Source organism: Sphingomonas hengshuiensis, assembly GCF_000935025.1.
Lineage (GTDB): Bacteria > Pseudomonadota > Alphaproteobacteria > Sphingomonadales > Sphingomonadaceae > Sphingomonas > Sphingomonas hengshuiensis.
This window is the reverse complement of record NZ_CP010836.1, coordinates 3210377-3235271: the sequence shown is the minus strand read 5'-3', so window position 1 is coordinate 3235271 and position 24895 is coordinate 3210377. Positions and strand designations below refer to the sequence as shown.

Sequence of the window (24895 nt, the reverse complement as noted above, 5' to 3'; positions counted from 1 at the left end):
CCGCCATGATCGAGGAACGCTTTGACGCCATCGTGATCGGGGCCGGGCCATCGGGCAATGCGGCGGCCTATACGCTTGCGACCGAGGGGCTGAAGGTGCTCCAGATCGAGCGCGGCGAATATTCGGGGTCGAAGAACGTCCAGGGCGCGATCCTCTATGCCGACGCGCTGGAGAAGATCATCCCCGATTTCCGCGACGACGCCCCGCTGGAGCGGCACGTGATCGAGCAGCGTATCTGGACGATGGACGACAGCTCGCACACGGGGATGCATTACCGGTCGGACGACTTCAACGAGGACCGACCGAACCGCTACACGATCCTGCGCGCGCAGTTCGACAAATGGTTCTCCAGCCGGGTCCGGCAGGCGGGCGCGATCCTGTTGTGCGAAACGACGGTCACCGAACTGGTCAAGGACTTGCAGGGCAAGGTCATCGGCGTGCGCACCGATCGCGGCGGCGGGCCGATCCTGGCCGATGTCGTCATCCTGGCGGAGGGCGTGAACGGGCTGGTCGGGCATCGTTCGGGACTGCGGCCCGAGATTGCGCCCGACAGCGTCGCGCTGGCGGTCAAGGAAATGCACTTCCTCCCGCGCGAAACGATCGAGGCGCGCTTTAACATCACCGGCAACGAAGGCGTGGTGATCGAGGCGATGGGCACGATCACAAAGGGGATGACGGGAACCGGGTTCCTCTACACCAACGAGGAATCGATCTCGATCGGGATCGGCTGCATCGTCTCCGACTTCGCCGAGAGCGAGGTCACGCCGTTCGAACTGCTCGAAGCGTTCAAGAACCATCCGAGCATCAAGCCGCTGCTCGTCGGGTCGGAGTGCAAGGAATATGCGGCGCACCTGATCCCGGAGGGCGGGTACAAGGCGATTCCGCAGCTGGTCGGTGACGGCTGGATCGTGGTCGGCGACGCGGGGCAGTTCGTCAACGCGGTCCACCGCGAGGGATCGAACCTGGCGATGACGACCGGGCGCATCGCGGCGGAAACCGTGGTCTCGCTTCACCGCCGCCGGATCGCGATGACGCGCGAGAATCTGTCCGCCTATGAGCAGGGGCTGGCAAAGACCTTCGTGATGAAGGACCTCAGGAAATATCGCGGCATCCCCGCGCTGCTTCACGCCAACAAGGCCAATTTCTTCGGCCTGTATCCGCAACTGATCAGCCAGGCGATGCAGACCTGGTTCCGCGTCGATGGCGTCGACAAGGTCAGCAAGGAAAAGGCGATTTTCCGCTCGTTCCGCACCGGGCGGACGCTGGGCGGGCTGATCGGCGACGCCTTCCGGCTGGTGCGGGCGTGGCGATGAAGGGTTTTGAACAGGCAAGGAGCGGAGACGATGAGCGCGACGGCACGAGTGGAGGAACGGCTGTTCCAGAATCGCTATCTGGTCGATTCGGGGCGACCGCATATCAAGATAAAGCCGCATGACGTGCCCTCGCGCGCGCTGCTCGCGATGACGCGGCTATGCCCGGTGGGCTGCTATAGCCTGTCCGACTCGGGGCAGGTCGAGATCAGCGCGGACGGCTGTGTCGAATGCGGCACGTGCCGTATCGTGACGCAGAGCACTGGCGAGCTTGAATGGAATTATCCGCGCGGCGGGTTCGGCGTGCTGTACAAGTTCGGCTGATTTCAGGGACTCATGCAGCGGGATGGTGCGTCTTGCTTGCAACGCGACAGGCGCCGTCTTTCGAGACCACGTTTACCCGCTTGCCAAGTTCCGCTTTAACTGCAAGCTTCCGGTGCACGATTCCTGCTCGCAGCAACGCGGGTGAAAAAAAGCCACTTACTCGGGGGAGGGTGTGCTGACGGCAGGAAGGTGGTCGAATTGGTCTTGCTTCGTAGCGGCGCTGCCATCGTCCCTCACAAACCGGGCCGCGATCCCGGCTGGCCCCATACACGCGCCGATATCGCGCTTCTCGGCGTGTACGAGATCACCAAGATACTCGTTCGACCCGGCAGGATCGAAATCACGCTGGCGAACGTGCTCACCTTGCTGTCGAGCTTTCTCGACCTGCACCACGGCATCGTCGCGCTGCTGGACGAGAATGGCGACCCGCATACCGTAGTCGGCGCCGGATGGACCGAGGAGCAGGCGCAGCGCCATTTCGCGCGGATGCCCGAACGCGCGGTCGGCCAGATCGTCACGACCAAGATGCCGGTGGTGATCGACAATGTCGCGCTGAGCCCGCTCTTCGCCGGATGGCAGCCCGATCCCGATCGCCCGGCGGGGGAGCGGGTGTCGTTCATCGGCGTCCCGATCAAGGACCGGGACCAGGTGATCGGCACGCTGACGATCGAGCAATTGTGGAAAGAGGACGAGGCCTATCGCGCGATCGACGACGATGTTCGCTTCCTCGTGATGGTCGCCAATCTGATCGGCCAGACGGTGCGGCTGATGGATATCGTCGGACGCGACCGGGAGCGGTTGATGGCGCATCAGCGGCTGCTCGAAAAGGAGTTGCTCGACCAAACCGGGGTCAGCGCGAGCGCGCGCGGCATCATCGGCGACAGCGCAGTGCTGCAATCGGTGCTCCAGAAGATCAGGATCGTCGCGCGCAGCCACTCGACGGTGCTGCTCCGCGGCGAAAGCGGGACGGGCAAGGAGTTGTTCGCCCGCGCGACGCATGATTATTCACCGCGCGCGAAGAAGCCGTTCGTCAAGCTCAACTGCGGCGCGCTGCCCGAATCGGTGCTCGAATCAGAATTGTTCGGGCATGAAAAGGGATCGTTCACCGGCGCGCACGCCCAGCGCAAGGGCCGGTTCGAACTCGCCGATGGCGGCACGCTGTTCCTCGACGAGATCGGCGACATCTCGCCGGCATTCCAGGTCAAGCTGTTGCGCGTGCTCCAGGAGGGCGAGTTCGAGCGCGTCGGGGGGATGAAGACGATCAAGGTCGACGTCCGGCTCGTCTGCGCGACCAACCGCAATCTGGAGGATGCGGTCAGCAAGGGCGAATTTCGCGCGGACCTTTATTACCGGATCAACGTCGTATCGATCCGGTTGCCCGCACTGCGCGATCGCAAGGAGGACGTGCCGCTGCTCGCGAGCGAATTCCTGCGGCGATTTGATGCCGAGCATCATTCGGAGCACAAGCTGACCGCATCGGCCTTTGCGGTGCTCGACGCCTGCTATTTCCCGGGCAATGTCCGCGAGCTTGAGAATTGCATCCGGCGCACCGCGACGCTCGCGCGGGGAGCCGACATCACCGACGATGATTTCGCGTGCCGCCACGACGAGTGCCTGTCGGCGTCGCTGTGGAAGGGCGTCCTGCCCGCACCGTTCAAGCCGGTCACGCCGTCGCGGCCGGTGCCCGATGCCGAGCCCGCGCCCAGCGCGCCGCACCAGGCGCGCGAACCGATCGAGACCGACAAGGGCGACACCGTCAAGGTGAGCCGCGACCAGTTGATCGCCGCGCTGGAGGCGACGGGCTGGGTTCAGGCCAAGGCGGCGCGCTATCTGAAGCTGACTCCGCGCCAGATCGGCTATGCGCTGCGCAAACACGATATTGAGTTGAAGAAGCTCTGACGGCGCTTCGTGGCGCGGTTCCTGCATGGCGCGCCGGGCGCGGACGGCTTCGGCCCCCGCGCTCAGCCAAGGGAGGCCGCAATGCCGATTTACGATTTCCATTGTCCGAAATGCGACGGGATTGTCGAGTTGCTGGTGCGGTTTTCCGACACGCCGGGCTGTCCCGCATGCGGCCATGCCCAGCTTGAGCGCCTCGTCGGAGTGACCGCCCCGCCGGGCAAGAGCGCCGCACTGGCAAAGGCATGGCGCGCCCGGGCAGGGCGCGAAGGCCATTTGAGCAATTTCGAATGAGCGGCGTGCGCGCCGCCGTGGCGCACGCGCTCTGCATGCTGGCCGCGCTGCTGCTCCCGTCGCTGGCCCCATCGGTCCACGCACAGGGCGCCCCCCGGATCGCCGCCGCCGCAGACCTGCGCCCCGCGCTCACCCAATTGGCGGCGGAGTTCCGGCGCGCCGGGGGCGGGGAGGTGATGATCACCTTTGGCGCCTCGGGCACGCTGTCGCGCCAACTCGCGCAGGGCGCGCCCTTCGCGCTGTTCCTGTCCGCCGACGAGCAACTCGTGTTCGACCTGGTCCGCGCGGGCGTGGCGGAGGGGCCGGGGGTGGCGCTCGGCGTCGGGCAACTCGCCTTTGTCGCGCGCCGCGGATCGCCGCTGGCGGGCGAAGTGCGCCGCCTGGGCCTGGCTGCCGCGATCCAGCGGGCGCAGATCGAGCATTTCGCGATCGCCAATCCTGCGCACGCCCCCTATGGCGCGCGCGCCGCAGAGGTGCTCCGCCGCACCGGGCTGTGGGACCGGCTGGGCGGCCGCCTCGTGCTCGGCGAAACCGTGTCGCAGGCGCTGGAATTCGTGCTGTCGGGCAATGCCCAATGCGGGATCGTCGCCTATGCGCTCGCCAGCGATCCGGCGCTGGCCGGGCGCCTCGATCTGGTCCCGCTGCCGCAATCCTGGCACCGCCCGCTGGTGCAGCGGATGGTGCTGATCAAGCGCGCCGATCCGGGCGCGCGGCGCTTCTATGCGTTTCTTCAGACGCCCGCGGCGCGGCGGGTGTTCGCGCACTATGGCCTGGTGCCGCCGGGGGGTGGGGCCGCGCGGGGTGGTTGACTGGGAAGCGCTTCGGCTGTCGCTGCTGCTGGGCAGCGCGACGGTTGCGATCCTGCTGCCGCTGGCGGTGCTGATCGGGCGCTGGCTCGCGGCGACGCGGTTTCGCGGGCGCGCAGTGATCGAAGCGGCGCTGACGCTGCCGCTGATCCTGCCGCCGACGGTGATCGGCTTCTACCTGCTGGTCGGCATGGGGCCGGATTCGGTGGTGGGGCAGGCGTGGCGCGGGCTGTTCGGCACGTCTTTGGTGTTCAGCTTCCAGGGCGTTCTGGTCGCATCGGTGCTGGTCAACCTGCCCTTCGCCATCCAGCCGTGCCAGCGCGCGTTCGAAGCGATTGGCGGCGAGGTGCGCGATGCCGCCGCGATGTGCGGGCTCGGGCTGTGGCAGGGGCTGTGGCGAATCGAATTGCCGCTCGCGCGATCGGGCATCGTCACCGGGGCGGTCTTCACCTTCGCGCACACGCTGGGCGAATTCGGCGTCGTGCTGATGGTCGGCGGGTCGATCCCGGGGGAGACGCGGACGCTGGCGCTGTCGATCTATGACCGCGTCCAGGCATTCGACAATGACGGCGCAGCGCGGATGGCCGCGATCCTGCTGGCGATCGCGACGGTGGCGGTGACGATCAGCTTCGCCATCGGGGGGCAACGGCGCCATGGATGAGGGGCTGTATTGCCGCTTTCGCGATGCCGGGCCGGTGCCGCTTCGCGTCGAACTGGCGGTGCGCCGGGGGGAGACGCTGGCGGTGGTCGGCGCATCGGGATCGGGCAAGACCACGCTGCTGCGCGCGATCGCGGGGCTGGTCCGGCCGAAGTTCGGCGAGGTGCGCTGCGGCGGCGCGCTGTGGATGGACAGCGGCAGCGGGACCTTCGTCCCCCCGTCGCGGCGGCGGATCGGGCTGGTGTCGCAGCATTATGCGCTGTTTCCGCACCGGAGCGCGCGCGGCAATGTGATGGAGGCGATGCTGCATTTGCCCCGCGCCGCGCGCCATGCCGCCGCCGGGGAGATGCTCGACCGCGTCGGGCTTGCGGCGCTTGCCGAGCGCCTGCCCGGCGCGCTTTCGGGCGGCCAGCGCCAGCGGGTGGCGATCGCCCGCGCGCTGGCGCGCAACCCTGCGCTGCTCCTGCTCGACGAGCCCTTTTCCGCGGTCGACTATCCCACGCGGCGGGTGCTGCGCGCGCTGGTCGAGGAGATCCGGGAGTCGTTCGCGCTCCCGATCATCCTGGTGTCGCACGATGTCGAGGATGCGCTGCGCCTCGCCGATACGGTCTGCTTCCTCGATGACGGCGCGTGCGCGGAGCTGGGGACGCCCCAGGCGCTATTGGCTTCCGGGGGCAGGCTGGCCCGGTGGATCGAGGGGCCGGACGACTATTTCGCCGCCGCGCGCCGCTGCGCGGAATAGGCGCACGCCGCCCAAATGGCATGGTTTCTGCTTTGGTTTGCCGGGGCACGGATCGGGCAGGGGGCCGGTCCGTCGAGCCTTGGGCGGAGACCTGCATGACCATGATGACCGAATTGGCCGCACGCAAGCAACCGATCAACCTGGCGATCGTCCATGTCGATCCCGATGCGTTCGTCGCGCATTTCCTGCCCTGGCTGGAGATCACGACATTCCTGACGGCGCAGCGACAGGGGCTGGCGACTGTGCCGGCGGACGGGCGGCCTCCCGCGCTGACTGCGCAACAGCGTGCCGGCGGGACCGCGCATGAGATCGGCAACGACACGCTGGCTGCCTTCTGCATGACCGCGGCGATGCAGGGCGATAGCGCGGCGGTCGATCGGGTCGAACAGGCGCTGGTCGCGCAGCTGGGCCGCGACTTTCCCGGCAATGTCGGCCTCTGGCACTTCCGCGCCGAGATCGCGGCGCCGGTAACGCTCGACGATTTCGTCGGGCAGGCGGGGCGCAAGATGCTGGCGGGCGAGATCGCGCCGCCACCGATGCGCGGCGGCGAAAGCTGGAACACCGGGCTGCGCTTCCTGGAAAAGGCGCTGGGCTCCAATTTCAGGAGCGAGATCGTCTATCCACTCGCGCTGTGGACGCGCGCCCGCTGGGCCGAGCTTGTCGACAAGGGGCTGACCTTCATGGCGCATGTCGAGGACAATCTGCCGCTGCTGCGCGGCGCGCTGGGTGAGCCGCGCAACGATGCCGCATTCGTCGCCAACATGCTGCTGCTCGGCGGCCCGGCGGTGGAAATGGACATGCAGGAGAGCGTCGAGGGGATGCTGCGCTCGCTCGCCCGCCGCTGATCGCCCTGGCGCAATCGCCCTGCCTCAATCTGGAGTGATCAGCACCTCCGGGTGCTCGCCGGGATCGGGGATGTCGAGCCCGTCCTCGTCGGTCAGGCGCGGATCGGCGAGGCACAGGTCGCCGTCGTCGACGATCAGCGCCAGCGGCACCAGCGCCTTGCCCTGGCACGGGCCGATAAAGCAATGGCCGCTGTCGAGGTCGAACATCGCGCCATGCTTGCCGCAGGCGATGAAATTGCCTTCCTCGTCCATGAACTCGCCGGGCCGGGTGTCGAGCCGGGTGCCCTCGTGCGGGCAGGCATTTTCATAGCCGAAATATTTGCCGCCCTTTCGCGTGACGAGGATCGGCCAGGGCCGCACCGCGCCGGCATCGTCGAGCCGCGCCAGCGTGAAGCCGCGCACCTCCTCTTCCTGCACATCGCGCGTCTCGCAGATCACGAATAGCTCCACCAACGACTGTCTCCCGTCTGCTGCCGATCCGTGGGAAACAGCAAGCGGCGTGCCAGCCCTTAATCAGCGCAACCCGGTCGGCGGCGCGTGGCGAACCCGACAGCGAGTGCGACAAGGCGACGGCGAATGGCGACTTTGCGACATTCGCCCCGTCCGTCACCCGCGCGTCAGCACCACGCGCGTTCCCGCCAGCCCGTTGCGCAGCGCGCCCGGCTTTTGCACCGATACGCACACCTGCCGCGCGGCGGGATGCGCGAGGCAGGAGGTCGCCAGGCGGCGGGCAAAGGTCTCGATCAGGTTGATATGCGCGCGGCCCAGCGCTTCGGCATCGTCGGCGATCCGCTGGTAATCGATGCTGGCGTCGAGCCGGTCGGCGTCTGGCGGGTCCAGCGTGACCGTGACGTCGATCGACAGCAATTGCGTGCGACCGCGTTCGTGCGCGTGGACTCCGATCTGCGCAAAGACCTGCAGCCCGGTGACGCAGACCTCCACCATCGCGGTCGCGTCGCACCGGGCGGGCGCGGCGAGGATCAGCGCCTCAGCCAAAACTCGTCGCCCGCGCCGCGCGCAGCGTGTTGGCGAGCAGGCACGCCACCGTCATCGGCCCGACACCCCCGGGCACCGGCGTCACCGCGCCGGCATGATCCATTTCCTCGCGCGCGCAATCGCCCCGGATGCGCGAGCTGCCGTCGGGCTGCGCGACGCGCGTGATGCCGACGTCGATGACGACTGCCCCCGGCTTCACCCAGTCTCCGCGCACCAGCCCCGGGCTGCCCGCCGCGGCTACGACGATATCGGCGCCGCGGACGATGTCGGGCAGGTTCCGCGTCAGGATATGCGTGACCGTCACAGTGCATTCGCGTTCGAGCAGAAGCAGCGCCACGGGCTTTCCGACGATGTTCGACTTGCCGATCACCACCGCCTTCAGCCCCCGGAAATCGTCGATCACGGTCTCCAGCAGCTTGATACAGCCCAGTGGCGTGCACGGCACCAGCCCGCCGGTGCCCGACGACAGCCGCCCGACATTGACGGGATGGAAGCCGTCGACATCCTTGGCTGGATCGATCGCGTCGAGCACGCGCGCGGGGTCGATATGCGGCGGCAGCGGCAACTGGACGAGAATGCCATGGACCTGGGCATCGGCATTGCACCGCGCGATCAGTGCCAGCAGATCGGCCTGCGGCGTGTCGGCGGGCAGGCGATGCTCGAACGAGACGATCCCCGCGCGCGCGGCCTGGCGCATCTTGCGCCCGACATAGATTTCGCTGGCGGGGTCATGCCCGACCAGGATGACCGCGAGCCCCGGATGCACGCCCCGCTCCGCGACCAGCCGCGCCGCATCGGCGGCAACCGCCTGCGTCACCTGTTCGGCCAGCGCCTTGCCGTCGATGATCGTTGCCATGGCGATCAGCTCGTGAACACGACGGTCTTGGAGCCGTTGAGCAGCACCCGGTCCTGAAGCTGGTAGTTCACCGCGCGCGCCAGCACCCGGCGTTCGATGTCGCGGCCCTTGCGGACCAGATCGTCGGGGGTGTCGGCATGGGTGATCGGCTCGACATCCTGAACGATGATCGGGCCTTCATCGAGGTCGGCGGTGACATAATGTGCGGTCGCGCCGATCATCTTCACCCCGCGCGCATGCGCCTGATGATAGGGTTTGGCGCCCTTGAAGCCCGGAAGGAACGAGTGGTGGATGTTGATGCAGCGCCCGGACAGGAAGGCGGCGAGATCGTCCGACAGGATCTGCATATAGCGCGCCAGCACCACCAGCTCGGCGCCCGTCGATTCGACCAGCGCCTTGATCTGCGCTTCCTGTTGCGGCTTGGTCGCCGCAGTCACCGGCAGGTGATGGAAGGGGATGTCGGCCATCAGCGAGATGCTCAGCGCCTCGCGCGGGTGGTTGGACACGATGCCGACCACGTCCATGTCCAGCTCGCCGATCCGGTGGCGGTACAGGAGGTCGCCGAGGCAGTGATCGAACTTCGACACCAGCAACAGCGTGCGCGTCCGGCGCGAGCGCTCGCGGAGGCGGAAAGTCATGTCGAAGCTGGCGGCGGTGCCTGCGATTCGCTCGCGAATCGAGTCGGTCGCATCGGCGGGGGCGTCGAACACGATCCGCATGAAAAAGCGCTGCGACTCGACGTCGTCGAATTGCTGCGCCTCCAGGATATTGGCGCCCCCTTCCGAAAGCTGGCCCGCGATTCCGGCCACCAGGCCGGCCCGATCGGGGCATGAAAGCGTCAGGATATGCGCAATCCGAGTCACGTCTCACCTCTCCTCCGGCACCCTGCGCCGGCGTTTGTGCGCACCGATTCTCGCTGCGCAATTTTGTATGTGTTGCATATCAATATCGCCCATAATAGAAAGGGGCAAGCGTCGCGGGAGAAATGCGGCGCAATCCATTTTTTCTGCGAGTGAGAGGATAGCGATATGACGGCGACCAATCTGGAACAGGTGCTCAATGCGGCGGGTGATCCCGTGGAGATGCTGCGCAATGCGCAGATCGGGGCCTATGTGTACCCGGTCGTGGCGCCCGAATTCTCCAACTGGCGTTCGGAGCAATGGGCGTGGCAGCATTCGGCGGTGCTGTTCGACCAGTCGCACCACATGGTCGACCTGTTCATCCGCGGTAAAGACGCGCTGAAGCTGATCAGCGACACCGCGATCAATTCGATGAAGGGCTTCACCGTCGACAAGGCGAAGCAATATGTCCCGACGACGCCCTATGGCCATGTCATCGGCGACGGCATCCTGTTTTATCTGGCCGAGGAAGAATTCGTCTATGTCGGCCGCGCGCCCGCCGCGAACTGGCTGATGTATCACGCCGCGACCGGCGGCTATGACGTCGAGATCGTCAAGGACGACCGCAGCCCCTCGCGCCCGATGGGCAAGCCGGTCAAGCGCATCAACTGGCGCTTCCAGATCCAGGGGCCGAACGCCTGGGCGATCATCGAGAAGCTGAACGGCGGCCCGGTCGAGCAGCTCAAATTCTTCAACATGAGCACGATGAACATCGCCGGAAAGACGATCCGCACGCTGCGCCACGGCATGTCGGGCGCGCCGGGCCTCGAAATCTGGGGTCCCTATGAGGAGCAGGAAGAGGTCCGCGCCGCGATCCTCGAAGCCGGCCAGGAATTCGGCATCGTCGCTTGCGGCAGCCGCGCCTATCCGTCGAACACGCTGGAAAGCGGCTGGATTCCCTCGCCGCTGCCCGCAATCTACACCGGCGAGAAGCTGAAGTCGTACCGCGAATGGCTCGGCGCCGACAGCTATGAAGCGACCGGCGGCATCGGCGGCAGCTTTGTCGGCGAGAGCATCGAGGACTATTATCTCAACCCTTACGAGTTGGGCTATGGTCCGTTCGTGAAGTTCGACCACGACTTCCACGGCCGCGAGGCGCTGGAGGCACTCGACAAGGACGCACAGCGCCGCAAGGTGACGCTGGCGTGGAATGCCGAGGATGTCGCGAAGATCTTCGCGTCGATGCTCGATCCGGACGGCGAGAACTACAAGTTCTTCGACCTGCCGCTCGCCAACTATGCCTCGTCCAACTATGACAAGGTCGTCGATGGCGGCGGTCGCACCGTCGGCGTGTCGATGTTCACCGGCTATAGCTATAACGAGAAGTCGGCACTGAGCCTCGCGACCGTCGATCACGAAATCCCGGTCGGCACCGAGCTGAAGGTCGTATGGGGCGAGCCGAACGGCGGCACGCGCAAGACGACGGTCGAACCGCACAAGCAGATCGAAGTCCGCGCGGTGGTGAGCCCGGTCCCCTATTCGCGCGTCGCACGCGAAACCTACCAGCAGGGCTGGCGCACCACCCGCGCCTGAGTATGCAGGGGGCGCGATCCGGACGGGTCGCGCCTCCAACGCGGTCATCCCAACGAAAGTTGGGATCCATTAGCCGCTCCGTTCGATGCAAAAGCGCGAACGTTTCGGCGAATGGATCCTGACTTTCGTCAGGATGACAGTTTCGTTTTATAAGGTTCTCACGCCCGTACGGCGTCCGCGGCCTCACCCCCGCCGCGCAACCCAGTCCGCGGTCTTCTCAAGCCCGCCGAACGGGTAGAAATGCAGCCGCGCGTCGCCATGGACCTCCGGCACCAGCCCCGCGGTGAGCGCCTCGATCAGCTTGTCCGGCCCCGCATTCCCCAGAAATTGCGTCAGCGACAGGCCGTATTTGGTCATCACCTTCGCCGACACGCCGACGCCGCAGCGCGTCGCGAAGCGCAGCAGCGTCTTGACGCTGGCCGGGCCGGGCACGCCGATGCGCACCGTCTCGTCGATCCCTTCCGCGCGCAGCCGGGCCAGCCAGTCGAGCACCGGCACGGCGTCGAAGCTGAACTGTGTGGCGATCCATGCCCGCTGGCCGGCAGCGTGAATCGCATCGAGCTTGTCGCGCATCGCCGCGTCGAGCGCCGCCGGGGCGATGTCGGGATGCCCCTCCGGATAGCCCGCGATGCCGACCTGCTCGATGCCGTGGAACGCAAGAATGCCCGACCGGATCACCGCCAGCGCGTCCTCGAACGGCCCGGCGGGCTGGGGCAGGTCGCCCCCGACGACGAACACCCGCGTTACCGCCGCCGCATCGACCAGCCCCGCGACGAAGCCCTCCAGTTCCGCCACCGACGTGAGCCGGCGCGCGGAGATGTGCGGAACCGGGGTGAAGCCGGCGGCACGCACGCGCTGGGCCGCAGCGATCCGGTCCTCGAACGTCTCACCGGGAAGGAAGGTGATCGAGACCGGCGTGCCCGGCGCAAAACCGCGCGCTAGCTGGTCGAGATGATGCTGGTCCTTTGCAGTGATCTCGATCGATGCATCGTCGAGCAACGACGGCGGCGCGTACAGGCTCTGCGGCTCGGAAAGCGGTACGGCTGGCATCGGTAGGCTCCTCTCGATTCTGTATGTGTCGCATACATATAATCGAAAGCGAGGACGGGATCGAGTCGCGAGTTTCCGGGGTTTCTCCGCTGATGCGGTTCGATCTGGAACCGAACCAGATAGTAGGTTACACATAACGTATTGGCGGGACGCGGGCAGCGCGATCCCGTTCGTCCGGGCAGGAGAGGGCACGATGACGATGATCGAGCGGGTCGCATCGGCGATCTCGGCCAGCCGCAACGGCACGACCGCCGGCTGGGAATGCTATCGCGGCGATGCGCTGCGGCTGATCGCAGCGACGCGCGGCTTCCCCTCGCTGCGCGAACCGGCGCTGCGGGAGATCAAGGGCTCAGGCGAGACGCGCGCAGGCTGACCCCGCCGGGGCGGACTGAAGAACTCCGCAACCCCCGCGCCCATCGGCGCGGGGGGGGCGCTCCGCCTCAGCGCCTGGCGCAGACGAAATTCTCGGCCTTTTCGCTGTCAGCTGCGCCCGGCTTGGGCACCGCGACCAGCGGATAGGGGCAGAGCGGCCGGGTGCGGCCCTTCCATGGCGACATCGGCCCCGCCGCGGCCTCAATCCGCTCGGGCGCCTTGCCCTGTTCGACCCAGCGGACCAAAGCCGCGAACGCGTCGAAGCGGTCGGTCGCGGGGCCGCCCTGGCAATGGCCCATCCCCGGCACCGGGAACACGCGGACAAAGCCCGCCGCCGCGCCGCGATTGGCGCGGTCCACGCCCTTCCACCAATCGATCGTGTCGGCGACCGAAAAGACCGGGTCGGACCCGCCATGCGGCACGATCATCCGCCCGCCGCGCTTGCGGAACGCGGACAGGTCGGTCGATCGCGCGCCAATGTCCTGCCAGCCCGATCGGGCAAAGCCGCCCCCGGTCGCATAGATCGCGTCGGCGTCGCGGTCGAAATCGAACCCGGTCGCATAGCCGAGCAGCGCGTCCGGCCCGATCCCCGGCGCCTTTGGCGGCACCGTGAAGGTCGTCGCGAGCGCGGGCACGCCCATCATCACGTTGATCGACGGCACCTGCCCGTTCGCCAGCCCGATCTTCCAGATGCGCCAGCCCATGTCGGACCAGCCCGCATCCCAGGGGAAACCGGCGTAGAGCGGCTTGCCCGCGGAGGTCTTCGGCCCGCCATGCACACCCTCCAGCGCGCCGATCTGCGCGGTGGACAGGCACCCGGCCTGCTTGTCGCCCGAACAGACCTTGCCGCGCAGCACCGGCACCACCTTGGCCGAGGTGCATTGCGCCTGTGCCCCGACGATCCCGTCGGCCAGCCCGTCATCGGCGTCGCAGGCGTCGAGCACCGCCTTGCGCACCAGCCCCAGATCGGCATCGCTGAACGACGCGGCGAGCGAGGCGAGGGTCAGCGTCTCGCCCTTGGCCTTCACCACGCTCGCGAATTGCTGGGTATCCCATGCCTCGGCCAGCGCCGCGCGCGGCAGGGCGAAGCCGGGGGCGGCGGCGACGATGCCGTCATAGAGTTCGGGGTGGCGCTGGGCGAGCATCATCCCTTCCTGCCCGCCCTTCGAACAGCCGACGAAATAGCTGTATTTGGGCGCGCTGCCGTAAAAGCGCGTGACCAGCGCCTTTGCCGCCAGCGTGACGGGCGCGAGCGATGCGCCGCCATAGTCCGCCCGCGCCTGCGGGTCGAAGCCGAACGCCGTCGCCCCTCCGCGCTTGGGGTCGCTATTGGTGGCATTGTCATGCCCCGAATCCTGCGACAACACGGCATACCCCTGCGCCAGCGCAGGCGCGGCATCGCCCGACAGCCGCCCGATCGCGCTGCCCAGCTCGCCATTGGTCCCGCCGCCGCCCTCGAAGAAGAAGCGCCCGTTCCATTCCTGGGGCAGGCGCAGGTGGAAGCGGATGGCATAGCGCTGGCCATCGACGCCCTGCCGCTCGTGCATCGTCGCGACGATCTCGCAATGCGCGGGAAGCGCCGCGGGGGGCGGGGCCATTCCCGGCGGGCCGGGCTGGGCGGGGGCGGGTCCGGCGGCGCGGAAATCGACCGCGGTGATCCGCGTGCCCTTTTCCGGCCAGGCGTCGCGCATCGCCTCGGTCAGCGCGGTGCAGCGCGTGTCGAACCCCGCCTGCGCAGCGGCGGGGGCGCCGGGCGCCAGCGACGGCCCGGCAAATGCGAAACCCAGTGCGGCGACCGACGCCGCACCGGCAAGATATGTCCATTGCATGATCAGAACCTCGTCGAGACACGGACGCCGAACTCGCGCGGCGCGCCGTAAAATTCATTGTTGCCCGATTGGCCGGAAACCCACGCCTTGTTGGTCAGATTGGTCGCATAGCCCTCGATCGTCCAGTCGTGGTAGCGCAGCGTGATCTGCGCCGAGAGCAGCCCGCGCCCGTCGAGATAATCGAGCGTCGGCGAGTAGATCAGGTTGGTCCAGCGCGGCCCGAGATAGGCATAGTTGAGCCGCGGGGTGATCGTCACGCCGTCGCCCAGCTCGGCTTCATATTGCGCGCCCAGATTGTACGACCATTTGGGCGAGAACAGGTTCGGCCCGCCGCCCCCCACGGCGTAATAGCCGCTATAGTCGAAGCAGGTCGGCGGGTTCGATGCCGTCCCGGTCGGGCATTGCGGCCCGAGCGTGCCGATCGGCGGCAGCGTGCGCGAATTGACGATCCGCACCGAATCGAGCTTGGAATCGACATAGGCGACGCCGCCGTCGAAGCTCAGCCCGCCGAACCGCGCCTGCGCCTGGAACTCGGCGCCCTTGATCGTCGCGTTGGAGATGTTGATCACCCCGGTCTGTCCGGTGCCCGCCTCCAGCGCGTCGAACTGGAAATCGCGATAATCCATGTAGAATGCGCCGATCTGGGTGCGCAGATGGTTGTCGAAGAAGCTCGATTTCCACCCCGCCTCATAATCCCACACCGTTTCGGGGCCGAATTCCGACGTTGCCGAATTGGCGCCGCCGGGCTTGTAGCCGCGCGCCGCGAAGACATAGAGCAGGCTGTCATTACCCAGGTTCCAGTTGAGCGCGACCTTGCCGGTCATGCGGCCGTCCTCATGGCTGCCCTTCAGGTCGGACACCTTGAGCCCGGCAGGGCCGAAGATCGGGCCGCCCGCGCCGATGACGACGCTGCCGTCGCCGTCCACCTTGTAGTGCGAATAGCGCAGCCCGAATTGCAGCTCGACCGCGGGGGTGATCTTGTACCCCGTCTGCGCAAAGACGCCGAGCGTCTGCTTGTCCTGGAAATTGAGGATGTTGACCGGGTCGGTGATCGCGCCGCTCTTCGATTCGATGATCACGTCGACCTTGTTCTTCTGGAAATAGCCGCCGAGGATCCAGTTGAACGCGCCATCGGTCGGCGAGATGATGTTGAACTCCTGCGACCATTGCCGCTCGCGCACGAACTGGTCCTGCGTCTGGGTCGAACTGGTGTCGAGGATGCCGTCGCGCGGGATCGACGAATCGCCCATCAGGATGCCGCCGTCGCTGTCGTAGAGGTTGTTGATCCGCTTGTTGGTGTAGCCGCTTTGCGAGCGCAGGATCACGCCACCGGGCAAGTCGTAGCGAAGCTCCAGGCTGGCGTTGAACGCGCGCTCATGGTTGAGCGTCGGGGCGTTGTACGTCAGGTCGCGGAAGTCCGCCTGGCGGTTATTGTCGAACGCCGTCCCCCGGATCGGGCGATAGGCATAGCCGCCGGTATTCCTGTCGATCCACTCGACCTTGCCCAGCGCGCGGAAGCTGCCCGGCTCCCACAGCACGCCGACGCGCCCGGCCTGTTCGTCGAGCCGGTCGGGCTTGTTGTCGAAGCTGCCCAAATCGTCATAATAGCTGTCGCGCCAGCGCGTCGTGCCCGCAAACCGCACCGCGAGCGTCGAGGTGATCGGCAGGTTGACGGCGCCCTCCGCCCCGACCGCGTTGTAGCTGCCATAATGGCCCTGGACATAGCCCTTGATCCGGTCGGTCGTCGGGCTCTGGGTGTTGATGAAGACCGCGCCACCGGTCGAGTTCGACCCCACCAGCGTCCCCTGCGGCCCGCGCAGCACTTCGACCGAGGCGATGTCGTAGAAGCTGGACGCGGTCAGGATCGGCGGCTGGAACACCCCGTCCAGATAAGTGGCGACGCCATTGGCGACCGCGGGCGATCCGCTGGCGATGCCGATGCCGCGGATATTGACCGATTGCGTCAGGCCCTGGTCGGTGATCGACAGCGACGGCGCCGCGTTCTGGAGATCGGCGAGGCGCTGGACGCCCTTGTCCTGTAATTGGTCGCCGGTCAGCGCGGTGGCGGCGATCGGCACGTCCTGGAGATTGACCTCGCGGCGCTCGGCGGTGACCACGATCTCGTCCAGCCCGCGGACGTTGGCCTGCGGCTCGGGCGTCGATTGGGACTGGGCCTGCGCGGTCGGGATCGCTCCCAGATACAGCATCGCAGCCAAGGCCAGCGGCGACGCGACGCACTGCATCGAACCTTTCATCATCTTCCCCTTTTGCTTTTTAATTGTTCGGCCGGTCTTTGCCGGCTGGGGGGAATGATATTATTCATAACAATGCTTTGCAACCGACTATTGTTCGGCAGCCATCACGTTAAGTAATTGTAAATACGTACTTATAAATAACCGGAGTAATGATTCGGCGGTGCTGCGCGGGTTTTCCGACCGTCCCCTGCAATCGATTGGCAAAGACAGCGCCGAGTCGGGGCGCGCAATCGCGATTTACCTCCCGCTGCAAATATCATATATGATCTGATCAGCCCGGCAGTAGGATCGAGGCGAAAGCGCGCGCGCCGCACGGCGGGTGCCGAGGGAGAGAGATGATGTCGAAGGGATCGGGTTTTCCGGGCGTGAACCGGCGTGCCGCGCTGTCGCTGGGCGCGGGCGGGATGGGGCTGTCGCTGGCGGGCGGGCTGGGGTTTCCCGCCGCGCATGCCGAGATCTTCCCCGCCAGCGGATCGGGCGGCACCAGCACGCCGCGCTCCGCCGTCGCCCGCACCCAATATGGCAAGGTCCGCGGCTACATCGCCAGCGACGTCTTCACCTTCAAGGGCATTCCCTATGGCGACGATACCGGCGGCGAGAATCGCTGGCTGCCCGCCAAGCCGCCCAAACGCTGGGACGACGAGCTGAACACGCTCGCCTATGGCGCCAACTGCCCGCAGACTCCGCATAATTTCCGCGCGGTCGAGCATACGTTCTTCCAGCAATGGGATGACGGTTTCCAGGGCGAGGACATGCTCAAGCTGAATTTGTGGACGCCGTCGCTCAGCGGCAGCCGCCCGGTGATGGTCTATTTCCACGGCGGCGGGTTCAGCTTCGGCTCGTCCTACGAACTCGCCTCGCACGACGGCGCGCAGATGGCGCGCAACCATGATGTGGTCCAGGTATCGATCAACCACCGGCTCAACGTGCTCGGCTTCCTCGACGTCACCAGCCTGGGCGGCGCGGCGTACGAGGATTCGGTCAATTGCAGCATGATGGACTGCATCGCCGCGCTGCGCTGGGTGCAGGAGAATATCGCCAATTTCGGCGGCGATCCGAACAAGGTCATGATCTATGGCCAGTCGGGCGGCGGGTCCAAGGTCACGACCCTGGTCGGGATGCCGGCGGGCAAGGGGATGATCCACCGCGCCTCGGTCCAGTCGGGCGGCGGCGGCAATCCGCCGGCGATCGAACAGTCGCGCGAATTTGCGACACGGCTGATCAAAACCCTCGGCGCCACCAGCATCGCCGATCTGCAAAAGGCAAGCTGGCAGACGCTGTTCGAGACCGGCACCAAGGTGGCTGCCGAGATCAACGGCCCCGGCGGCCCCGGCGCGCCGCCCGCACCCGGCGGCACCCCGCCTCGTCCGCGCGTCGGCTGGGGGCCGACCGTGGACGGCAAGACCATCACGATGCGCAGCTTCTTCGAGGGGGCGCCCGATATCGCCCGCGACATCCCGATGCTGTTCGGCAATGTCAGCGAGGAAGGCACGCGCTGGGGATCGAACCCGACCGAGCCCGAATGGCGCAAGCAACTGAGCGACCAGATGGGCGCGGCCAAGGCCAATGCGCTGGTCGACGCGATGAAGCAGGCGCACCCCGAAAAGGCGATCCGCACGCTGTCCTATGGCGTCGGCGGGCTGAACAACCGCAACAGCGTCCAGCGCATGGCCAAGATGAAATACGACCAAAAGGCCGCGCCGGTGTATCAATGGTATTTCCAGTGGCAGGCGCCGATCCTCGATAAGCTCCCCGGCGCGTGGCACACCGCCGAACTCGCCTTCTGCTTCGACAATACCAAGCGCTGCGAACAGGGGACGGGCAACACGCCCGAAGCGCAGGCGATCGCCAAGCGCATGTCGACTGCCTGGGCCAATTTCGCGCGCACCGGCAACCCCAGCCAGCCGGGACTCGCCTGGGCGCCGACCGATCCGGTGCGGTGCCAGACGATGGTGTTCGATACGCAATGCCGGATGGTGGACGATCCCGAAGGCGCGGTGCGGCGCATCCTGCTGGCGTGAGGCGGAACGGGGGAGGGTGCGCCTCCCCCGTAATAACACCCGGGAAATCGCATAGGACAAAAACGGAGTCATCCTGACGAATGTCAGGATCCATTCGGTGCTCGGTATGGGCTTTTGGGTCGAGCGGAGGGGCTGAATGGATCCCAGCCTGCGCTGGGATGACGGCATGTATGTTTTGCCCGACGCCATAGGCGATAGCCCCCGTAACAACGCGTAGGGCCAGCCTCTTCCGCCTCAGGATAATATCCTATAGTACCTATCCGTCATGATCTTGGCGGTGTTCCAGTAGCGATGCGGTATAGTAATTCGTATGATCCCAAGCCCTCGGGGCTCGCGTCGCTCCGGCCGCGGGGCACGCGGGCGCCGGCAGGCCCGACGATGGTCGAACTTGCGTACGATCATCTGCTGACGATGTTGATGACGCTCCAGATCGCGCCGGGCGAGCGGATCGCGATCGACGCCGTGGCGCGGCGGCTCGACATTTCGCAGACGCCGATCCGCGAGGCGCTGAGCCAGCTCGAGGCCGAGAAGCTCGTCTACAAGACGCCGAACATCGGCTATCGCGCCAGCCCGCAGATGACGCGCGGCGAGGTCCGCGACCTGTATACGCTGCGGCTGCTGATCGAGCCCTATGCCGCCGCGCGCGCTGCGGAGGCGACGACCGATGAGGCGATTGCGATCCTGACCGAAATCGGCGCCGATATGTCCGGCGTGGCGGAGGGCGACGCCCGCGCCTATTCGCGCTTCGCCGAGGCCGACGACCGGCTCCACCGGCTGATCGCGACCGGCAGCGGCAATCGCCTGATCGCCGAGACGGTCGAGCGGCTCCACGCCCACCTCCACATCTTCCGCACGTTGTTCCACACCAATGCCCCGATCGAAGCGGCGGCGGAGCATCAGCTGATCATCGACGCACTGGTCGCGCGCGATCCGCACGCTGCCGAGGCGGCGGTGCGCACGCATCTGGAGCGCTCGCACGAACGCATGGACCGGGCGCTCGCCGCCGGGGAAGAGCGCGCTGCGCCCGAGGGTTGAGGGTCTGGGTATCGGGCGCGGGGAGGGGGGATCGTCGCGGTTTCGTCGCCCTCACCCTTCCGCGGCTTCGCCGCTCCCTCCCTCTCCCGCTGGGAGAGGGAAATCGGTGCGCTCAGCTCCCTCTCCCGCTGGGAGAGGAGTATCGGGTGAAGTGATATCGAATACGATAGGCTGGCGTAGAAAATCCGACAGAACAATAATTTGCTGATAAACGGCGCGACATGAGGTTTAAAAATGCTGATCCTGGCATTGAATCTTCAGCAAGCAGTTTCCGACGAAATTTTTCTTCGGCACCCTGTGCCGGTAGAGAAAGTGGTCACTTCAGTTTCGGCGTCATGCGGCGTTCACGTGTTAGAAGTCGAGTTCAGCAACGGTATTAAGTCCACCCAGAAGGGTGTCGTAAGAAAATTCGAAATCGATGGTCGTGAAGTGCCGGGTGCGAAATACGCGTTACAACGCTTGGCAGGAGGGCGCTATATACAGGCCATTACGTTCATGAATTGCGGAGCGCCGGGAAGTAATTTTGAAGCGAATGTTCTGATTTATTTCAGTGCGCTTGAAAGCAAGAGGCGCGCGGCCGAAGAGTTCGTCAGCTTTACCGTGTCGAGCGAGGGTGTCAGGTTTATGAGGCCGCCTTCCCAATCGCGATAGGCTGTCGCGCGGGGAGGCGCGGACGACGTGTCCCCACGCGGGGAAAAAGCGCGAGTTGCCCAACGCGATAGCGCAGTCCAGCCCATCTCCCCCGCTTGACACCCTCCCCGGCGGGACCTATCCAAATCCTATAGGATATGAAAACGGGAGAGGCCGCGTATGCTGGCAGTTGGGATGCAGCGGTCCGCGCGGATCGCGTTCGGCCTTGCCGCGGTCGCGATGGGCATCGTCGGCGGCGCCGCGCGCGCACAGACAGAGGTGCTCGATCATTTCACGCTGATCGACGGAACGGGCCGGGCGCCCGCGGCAGATCAGGCGCTGGTGCTGCGCGACGGGCGCATCGCCTGGGTCGGGCCATCGGCGAAGCTCAAGGCGCCGCGCGGCGCGCCGGTCACCGATCTGCGCGGTAAATTCCTGATGCCCGGCATCATCGACAGCCATGTCCATCTTGGCCTCGTCGACGGCATCGACCAGAATTTCACAAAATATTACGATCGCGCCAATGTCGAGCGCCAGCTCGGCATCTACGCGGCCTATGGCGTCACCTCGGTCTACACGCTGGGCACCGATGGCGATGCGATCCATGATGTGATCGCCGACCAGCGCCGGATCGGCCGCATCGACCGCGCACGCGCCTTCACCTCGGGGCGCGGGGTGGTGTTCAAGGGCAGCTATGGCGGCGTCGCCGGGCTCGACCAGTCGGTCGCGACTCCCGCAGAGACCAAGGCGATGGTCGCGCGCGAAGCCGCCAAGGGCGCCGATTTCATCAAGCTGTGGATGGACGACGAATTCGGCATGATCGGCGAGCGGATGCCGTACACGATCAGCAGCGCCGTCGTCGCTGCCGCGCACGCCGCGCGGAAGAAGGCCGTCGCGCACATCTTCTATTACGACAATGCCGATGCGCTCGCGACCGAGGGTATCGACGGCTTCATGCACCAGGTCCGCGATCGCACCGCCGATGGCGCGCTGGCGCGCAAGATGATGGCCCGCAATGTGTGGCAGATCGCCTCGACGCTCAGCCGCGAGGCGTCGTTCACCTACACGCTGCTACCGTTCGTCGACGATCCCTTCTTCTCGCGCGCGGTCGCACCCACCACGATCGCCGCACTGAAGGACCCGGCGCGCCAGGCACGGCTGGCGGCGAACCCCAATTTCCCCAAATATCCCGAGGTGCTGCGCAACGCGATGGCGAGCCTGGGCGTCGAGGCAAAGGCCGGGGTGCGCTATGGCATGGGCACCGACAGCGGCCCCTCGGCGCGCTTCCCCGGCTATTTCGCGCATTGGGAAATGGAGCTGATGGTCCAGTCGGGACTCACGCCGCTCCAGGTGCTGACCGCGGCGACGAGCACCAACGCCAAATTCCTCGGGCTCACCGACATCGGCAGCGTCGCGCCGGGCAAATGGGGCGACCTGCTCGTGCTCGATCGCAATCCGGTGGCGGACATCCGTAACACCCGCGCGATCGCCAGCGTCTATGTCGCGGGCAAGAAGATCCCGACGATCTGGCAGACCTGTGTCGGGCGTGAGGCCTCGGTCTGCGGGGCCGCGAAGTGAACCCAGCCGCTGTCGATGCGCCCGCCGCCGCCGCTGCGGGCACGCGCCCGACGCGCGTGCGGCATGTGGTGCTGTGGCTCACCGTCCTTGCCTATCTGATCACGTATATGGACCGGGTGGTGATCTCCACGGCGGCGCCGTCGATCCGCAAGGAGTTCGACCTGTCGCCGGAGACGATGGGCTGGATCTTCGCTTCGTTCCAGTTCGCCTATGCCTTTTTCCAGATTCCCGGCGGCTGGCTGGGCGACCGGTTCGGCCCGCGCCGGGCGCTGACCGGGGTCGTGTTGTGGTGGTCGACCTTCACGGCGGTGACGGCGCTTACCTGGTCCGCCTCTTCGATGATGGTCTGCCGCTTCCTGTTCGGCATGGGCGAGGCGGGGGCGTTTCCGATCGCGACGCGCTCGCTGTCGCGCTGGATGCTGCCGTCGGAGCGGGGCTGGGCGCAGGGCGTCACCCATGCCGGGGCGCGGCTGGGCGGCGCGGTGACGCCGTGGTTCGTCGCGGGGCTGATCGTCGCCTTTGGCTGGCGGATGCCGTTCGTGCTGTTCGCGCTGCTCGGCATCGCCTGGGCGGGGCTGTGGTTCACTTATTATCGCGATCGTCCGCGCGAACATCCGTCGGTGAACGAAGCCGAGCGCGCGCTGATCGAAGGCGCGCTGGGCGCGGGCAAGGCGCGGGTCAAGGTGCCGTGGCGCATCCTGCTCTCGCGGCCCCAGCTCTGGCTGCTGTCGGCGATGTATTTCTGTTACGCCTATTGCATCAACATCTTCCTGACCTGGTTTCCGACCTATCTCCACGACGCGCGCGGCTTCGACATCGCGATGATGGGGATGATGGCCAGCATGCCGCTGATGGCGGGCGTGCTGGGCGATCTGGCCGGCGGCTGGTTCTCCGATCGGTTGGTCCGGCGCGGCACCGGGCTGAAGATGGCGCGCCGCGCAGTGGCGGTCGCCGGCTTCCTGGTGGCGGCGGTGATGATCCCGTTGGCCGCCTCCATGGCCGATCCTGTGTCGAGCGTGGCGTGCTTCTGCCTCGCGCTGTTCGGGCTGGAGCTGACGGTGGGCGTGTCCTGGGCGGTGACGCTGGATATCGGCGGCGATTATGCCGGATCGGTCTCGGCGGTGATGAATACGCTCGGCAATATCGGCGCGGCAATCGCGGCGGCGGTGACGGGGTATATCGTCGCGTCGAGCGGGTGGTTCGCGGCCTTTTCGGTGCTTGCGGTGCTGTGCGTGATCGCGGCGCTGCTGTTCCTGGTGATCGATGCTTCGCAGCGGCTCCATGTCGAGCCGGAGGGTGCGGCGTGAGTAGGGAGAAGGTAATGCGTATCAAATGGATCGCCGGTGCCGGCGCGGTCGCGCTCGGCGCGGCGGCACTTGCGGCGGCGCCCGAGCCTGCCCCGGCGGGCAATGCGGCGAAGGGCAAGGCGCTGTTCGCGCGCTGCGCCGCGTGCCACGCGGTCGTGCCGGGCAAGAACGGCATCGGCCCCAGCCTGGCCGGCGTCGTCGGGCGGCGCTCGGCCAGCGTGCCCGGCTATGCCTATTCGCCCGCGATGCAGGCGTCGAAGCTCAAATGGGACGAAGCGACGCTCGGCCGCTTCCTCGCCGGCCCGCGCCAGCTCGTGCCGGGGACCAGGATGATCGCGGCACCGATCGCCGCACCGCAGGACCGGGCGGACTTGACCGCCTATCTCAAAACCACAGGCAGCAAAACCAAGTGACTGATATCCCTCCCATGTTCGGCGCATTGCGGCTGCCGCGCAACATCCTGTTCGGGCGCGGCCAGCGCGCGGCGCTCGGCTCGGCGGTGGCGCGGCTCGGGCGGCACGCGCTGCTCTGCACCGACCCCCGCCAGGCCGCGCAGCCCGAGTTCGAGGCGATGCTCGCCGATCTCGCCGCGAACGGCGTTGAAACCTTTGTATTTCAAGGGGTTATCCCCGATTTGCCGCTCGAGTCCATTGCTGCCTGTGTGGGCGATGTTCGCCACTTTCCGGTCGATGTCGTCGTCGGGATCGGCGGCGGCAGCTCGATTGACCTGGCAAAGGTCGTCGCGGTGCTGCTGACGCATGGCGGCGTCCCGAGCGACTATTATGGCGAGTTCGCGGTCCCCGGCCCGGTGATGCCGCTGGTCGCGGTCCCGACCACGGCGGGCACCGGCTCCGAAGTCACGCCGGTCGCGGTCGTCTCCGATACCGAGCGCGGGCTGAAGATCGGCATCGCCAGCCCGCATCTGATCCCCCAGATCGCGATCTGCGACCCCGAACTGACCGTGACGTGCCCGCCGGTGCTGACCGCGGTGTCCGGATCGGACGCGCTGACCCACGCGGTCGAGGCGTTCACGACGCTGGCCCGCCCGATCGACCCGATGCTGACCGAGCAGCATGTGTTCGTCGGCAAGAACGCGCTGTCAGACCATTTCGCCCGGCTCGCAATCGCCAATCTGTTCCGCTACCTCGAACGCGCCTTCCGCGACGGCAGCGACCTCGAGGCGCGCGACGGCGTGATGCTCGCCGCGCTGGCGGCGGGGTGCGCGTTCGGCACTGCGGGCACGGCGGCGGCGCACGCGTTGCAATATCCGGTCGGCAACCTGACCCACACCGCGCACGGGGCGGGCGTCGCGACGCTGCTGCCCTATGTGATGCAGTATAACCGGCCCGCCTGCGCCCCCGTCTTCGCCGAACTGGCCGACCTGATCGGCGTCGGCAGCGGCGGCGCGGACGAGAAGAGCCAGGCGTTCATCGATGCGGTCGCCGATCTGCTGGCGAAGGTCGAAATCCCGGCGACGCTCGCCGCGCTCGGCCTCACCGAGGACCAGCAGGATTTCGTCGCGGAGAACTCGCTCAACGCCGCGCGGCTGGTCAAGAACAACCCGCGCCCGCTCGACCTGACCGCGATGCAGGCGATCACCCGCGCCGCCTTCACCGGCGACCGCCGCCACCTCGCCACCCTCTGAAACCGGTGCTTTCG

The 24895-nt window shown here is 66.7% G+C and carries 24 protein-coding genes; 17 read left to right on the top strand and 7 right to left on the bottom strand.

Going from position 1 to position 24895, the window contains the following annotated elements:
* Positions 1-5: 5 nt before the first annotated feature.
* The 8 genes from TS85_RS14250 to TS85_RS14215 all read left to right on the top strand — a co-directional run bounded on the left by TS85_RS14250 (position 6) and on the right by TS85_RS14215 (position 6875).
* On the top strand, positions 6-1313 hold the full coding sequence (locus tag TS85_RS14250; RefSeq protein WP_044333036.1) for an FAD-dependent oxidoreductase: 1308 nt from the start codon (positions 6-8) through the stop codon (positions 1311-1313).
* 30 nt (positions 1314-1343) lie between these two features.
* Positions 1344-1634 (top strand): ferredoxin family protein, encoded by a 291-nt coding sequence (locus tag TS85_RS14245; RefSeq protein WP_044333033.1) that lies wholly within the window; start codon positions 1344-1346, stop codon positions 1632-1634.
* A gap of 198 nt (positions 1635-1832) precedes the next feature.
* Positions 1833-3533 (top strand): nif-specific transcriptional activator NifA, encoded by a 1701-nt coding sequence (gene nifA / locus TS85_RS14240; RefSeq protein ID WP_227698501.1) that lies wholly within the window; start codon positions 1833-1835, stop codon positions 3531-3533.
* Between the two features lie 81 nt (positions 3534-3614).
* Positions 3615-3824, top strand: a complete 210-nt coding sequence (locus TS85_RS14235) for an FmdB family zinc ribbon protein (protein ID WP_044336322.1) — start codon at positions 3615-3617, stop codon at positions 3822-3824.
* Positions 3821-4633, top strand: a complete 813-nt coding sequence (modA, locus tag TS85_RS14230) for a molybdate ABC transporter substrate-binding protein (protein ID WP_052507934.1) — start codon at positions 3821-3823, stop codon at positions 4631-4633. The genes TS85_RS14235 and modA overlap by 4 nt, the downstream gene beginning before the upstream one ends.
* Positions 4626-5291 carry a molybdate ABC transporter permease subunit gene (gene modB, locus TS85_RS14225; RefSeq protein ID WP_227698500.1) on the top strand — a complete coding sequence of 222 codons (666 nt, stop codon included), beginning with the start codon at positions 4626-4628 and terminating at the stop codon, positions 5289-5291. Before modA ends, modB begins: the two co-directional genes overlap by 8 nt.
* Complete coding sequence (locus tag TS85_RS14220; protein WP_044333028.1) at positions 5284-6030, top strand: ABC transporter ATP-binding protein; 747 nt, start codon at positions 5284-5286, stop codon at positions 6028-6030. Before modB ends, TS85_RS14220 begins: the two co-directional genes overlap by 8 nt.
* Positions 6031-6125: 95 nt before the next feature.
* Positions 6126-6875 carry a hypothetical protein gene (locus tag TS85_RS14215; RefSeq protein WP_044333026.1) on the top strand — a complete coding sequence of 250 codons (750 nt, stop codon included), beginning with the start codon at positions 6126-6128 and terminating at the stop codon, positions 6873-6875.
* 24 nt (positions 6876-6899) lie between these two features.
* Here TS85_RS14215 and TS85_RS14210 read toward each other — a convergent pair whose 3' ends face one another.
* From TS85_RS14210 to purU, 4 genes are all read right to left on the bottom strand, one after another.
* Positions 6900-7325 carry a Rieske (2Fe-2S) protein gene (locus TS85_RS14210; protein ID WP_227698800.1) on the bottom strand — a complete coding sequence of 142 codons (426 nt, stop codon included), beginning with the start codon at positions 7323-7325 and terminating at the stop codon, positions 6900-6902.
* A gap of 156 nt (positions 7326-7481) precedes the next feature.
* Complete coding sequence (locus TS85_RS14205; RefSeq protein ID WP_227698499.1) at positions 7482-7871, bottom strand: dihydroneopterin aldolase; 390 nt, start codon at positions 7869-7871, stop codon at positions 7482-7484.
* Positions 7864-8727: a bifunctional 5,10-methylenetetrahydrofolate dehydrogenase/5,10-methenyltetrahydrofolate cyclohydrolase gene (locus TS85_RS14200; RefSeq protein WP_044333023.1), complete on the bottom strand. Its 864-nt coding sequence runs from the start codon at positions 8725-8727 to the stop codon at positions 7864-7866. Before TS85_RS14200 ends, TS85_RS14205 begins: the two co-directional genes overlap by 8 nt.
* Positions 8728-8732: 5 nt before the next feature.
* Positions 8733-9590: a formyltetrahydrofolate deformylase gene (gene purU, locus TS85_RS14195; RefSeq protein ID WP_155006426.1), complete on the bottom strand. Its 858-nt coding sequence runs from the start codon at positions 9588-9590 to the stop codon at positions 8733-8735.
* A 165-nt stretch (positions 9591-9755) separates the two neighbouring features.
* Between purU and ligM the strand changes: the two genes are divergently transcribed.
* On the top strand, positions 9756-11159 hold the full coding sequence (ligM, locus tag TS85_RS14190; RefSeq protein WP_044333022.1) for a vanillate/3-O-methylgallate O-demethylase: 1404 nt from the start codon (positions 9756-9758) through the stop codon (positions 11157-11159).
* Positions 11160-11342: 183 nt separating this feature from the next.
* Here the strand turns inward: ligM and TS85_RS14185 are convergent, their stop codons facing one another.
* Positions 11343-12209: a methylenetetrahydrofolate reductase gene (locus tag TS85_RS14185; RefSeq protein WP_044333021.1), complete on the bottom strand. Its 867-nt coding sequence runs from the start codon at positions 12207-12209 to the stop codon at positions 11343-11345.
* A 193-nt stretch (positions 12210-12402) separates the two neighbouring features.
* On the opposite strand from TS85_RS14185, the gene TS85_RS14180 reads away from it, so the two are divergent.
* Positions 12403-12582: a hypothetical protein gene (locus TS85_RS14180; RefSeq protein ID WP_044333020.1), complete on the top strand. Its 180-nt coding sequence runs from the start codon at positions 12403-12405 to the stop codon at positions 12580-12582.
* 67 nt (positions 12583-12649) lie between these two features.
* Here TS85_RS14180 and TS85_RS14175 read toward each other — a convergent pair whose 3' ends face one another.
* Positions 12650-14410: a tannase/feruloyl esterase family alpha/beta hydrolase gene (locus TS85_RS14175; RefSeq protein ID WP_044333019.1), complete on the bottom strand. Its 1761-nt coding sequence runs from the start codon at positions 14408-14410 to the stop codon at positions 12650-12652.
* Between the two features lie 2 nt (positions 14411-14412).
* Positions 14413-16668 carry a TonB-dependent receptor gene (locus TS85_RS14170; RefSeq protein WP_044333018.1) on the bottom strand — a complete coding sequence of 752 codons (2256 nt, stop codon included), beginning with the start codon at positions 16666-16668 and terminating at the stop codon, positions 14413-14415.
* Between the two features lie 332 nt (positions 16669-17000).
* Between TS85_RS14170 and TS85_RS14165 the strand changes: the two genes are divergently transcribed.
* The 7 genes from TS85_RS14165 to TS85_RS14140 all read left to right on the top strand — a co-directional run bounded on the left by TS85_RS14165 (position 17001) and on the right by TS85_RS14140 (position 24881).
* Positions 17001-18686 carry a carboxylesterase/lipase family protein gene (locus TS85_RS14165; protein ID WP_227698498.1) on the top strand — a complete coding sequence of 562 codons (1686 nt, stop codon included), beginning with the start codon at positions 17001-17003 and terminating at the stop codon, positions 18684-18686.
* A 378-nt stretch (positions 18687-19064) separates the two neighbouring features.
* Complete coding sequence (locus TS85_RS14160; RefSeq protein WP_052508123.1) at positions 19065-19721, top strand: GntR family transcriptional regulator; 657 nt, start codon at positions 19065-19067, stop codon at positions 19719-19721.
* A 234-nt stretch (positions 19722-19955) separates the two neighbouring features.
* Positions 19956-20372, top strand: a complete 417-nt coding sequence (locus TS85_RS25465) for a hypothetical protein (RefSeq protein WP_155006425.1) — start codon at positions 19956-19958, stop codon at positions 20370-20372.
* Between the two features lie 159 nt (positions 20373-20531).
* The gene (locus tag TS85_RS14155) at positions 20532-21929 is read left to right on the top strand and encodes an amidohydrolase family protein (RefSeq protein WP_227698497.1); all 1398 of its coding nucleotides are present in this window, start codon (positions 20532-20534) and stop codon (positions 21927-21929) included.
* On the top strand, positions 21926-23236 hold the full coding sequence (locus TS85_RS14150; RefSeq protein ID WP_044333013.1) for an MFS transporter: 1311 nt from the start codon (positions 21926-21928) through the stop codon (positions 23234-23236). Before TS85_RS14155 ends, TS85_RS14150 begins: the two co-directional genes overlap by 4 nt.
* A 14-nt stretch (positions 23237-23250) precedes the next feature.
* On the top strand, positions 23251-23649 hold the full coding sequence (locus tag TS85_RS14145) for a c-type cytochrome (protein WP_044333011.1): 399 nt from the start codon (positions 23251-23253) through the stop codon (positions 23647-23649).
* A gap of 14 nt (positions 23650-23663) precedes the next feature.
* Complete coding sequence (locus TS85_RS14140) at positions 23664-24881, top strand: iron-containing alcohol dehydrogenase (RefSeq protein ID WP_044333009.1); 1218 nt, start codon at positions 23664-23666, stop codon at positions 24879-24881.
* The last annotated feature ends 14 nt before the right edge of the window (positions 24882-24895 follow it).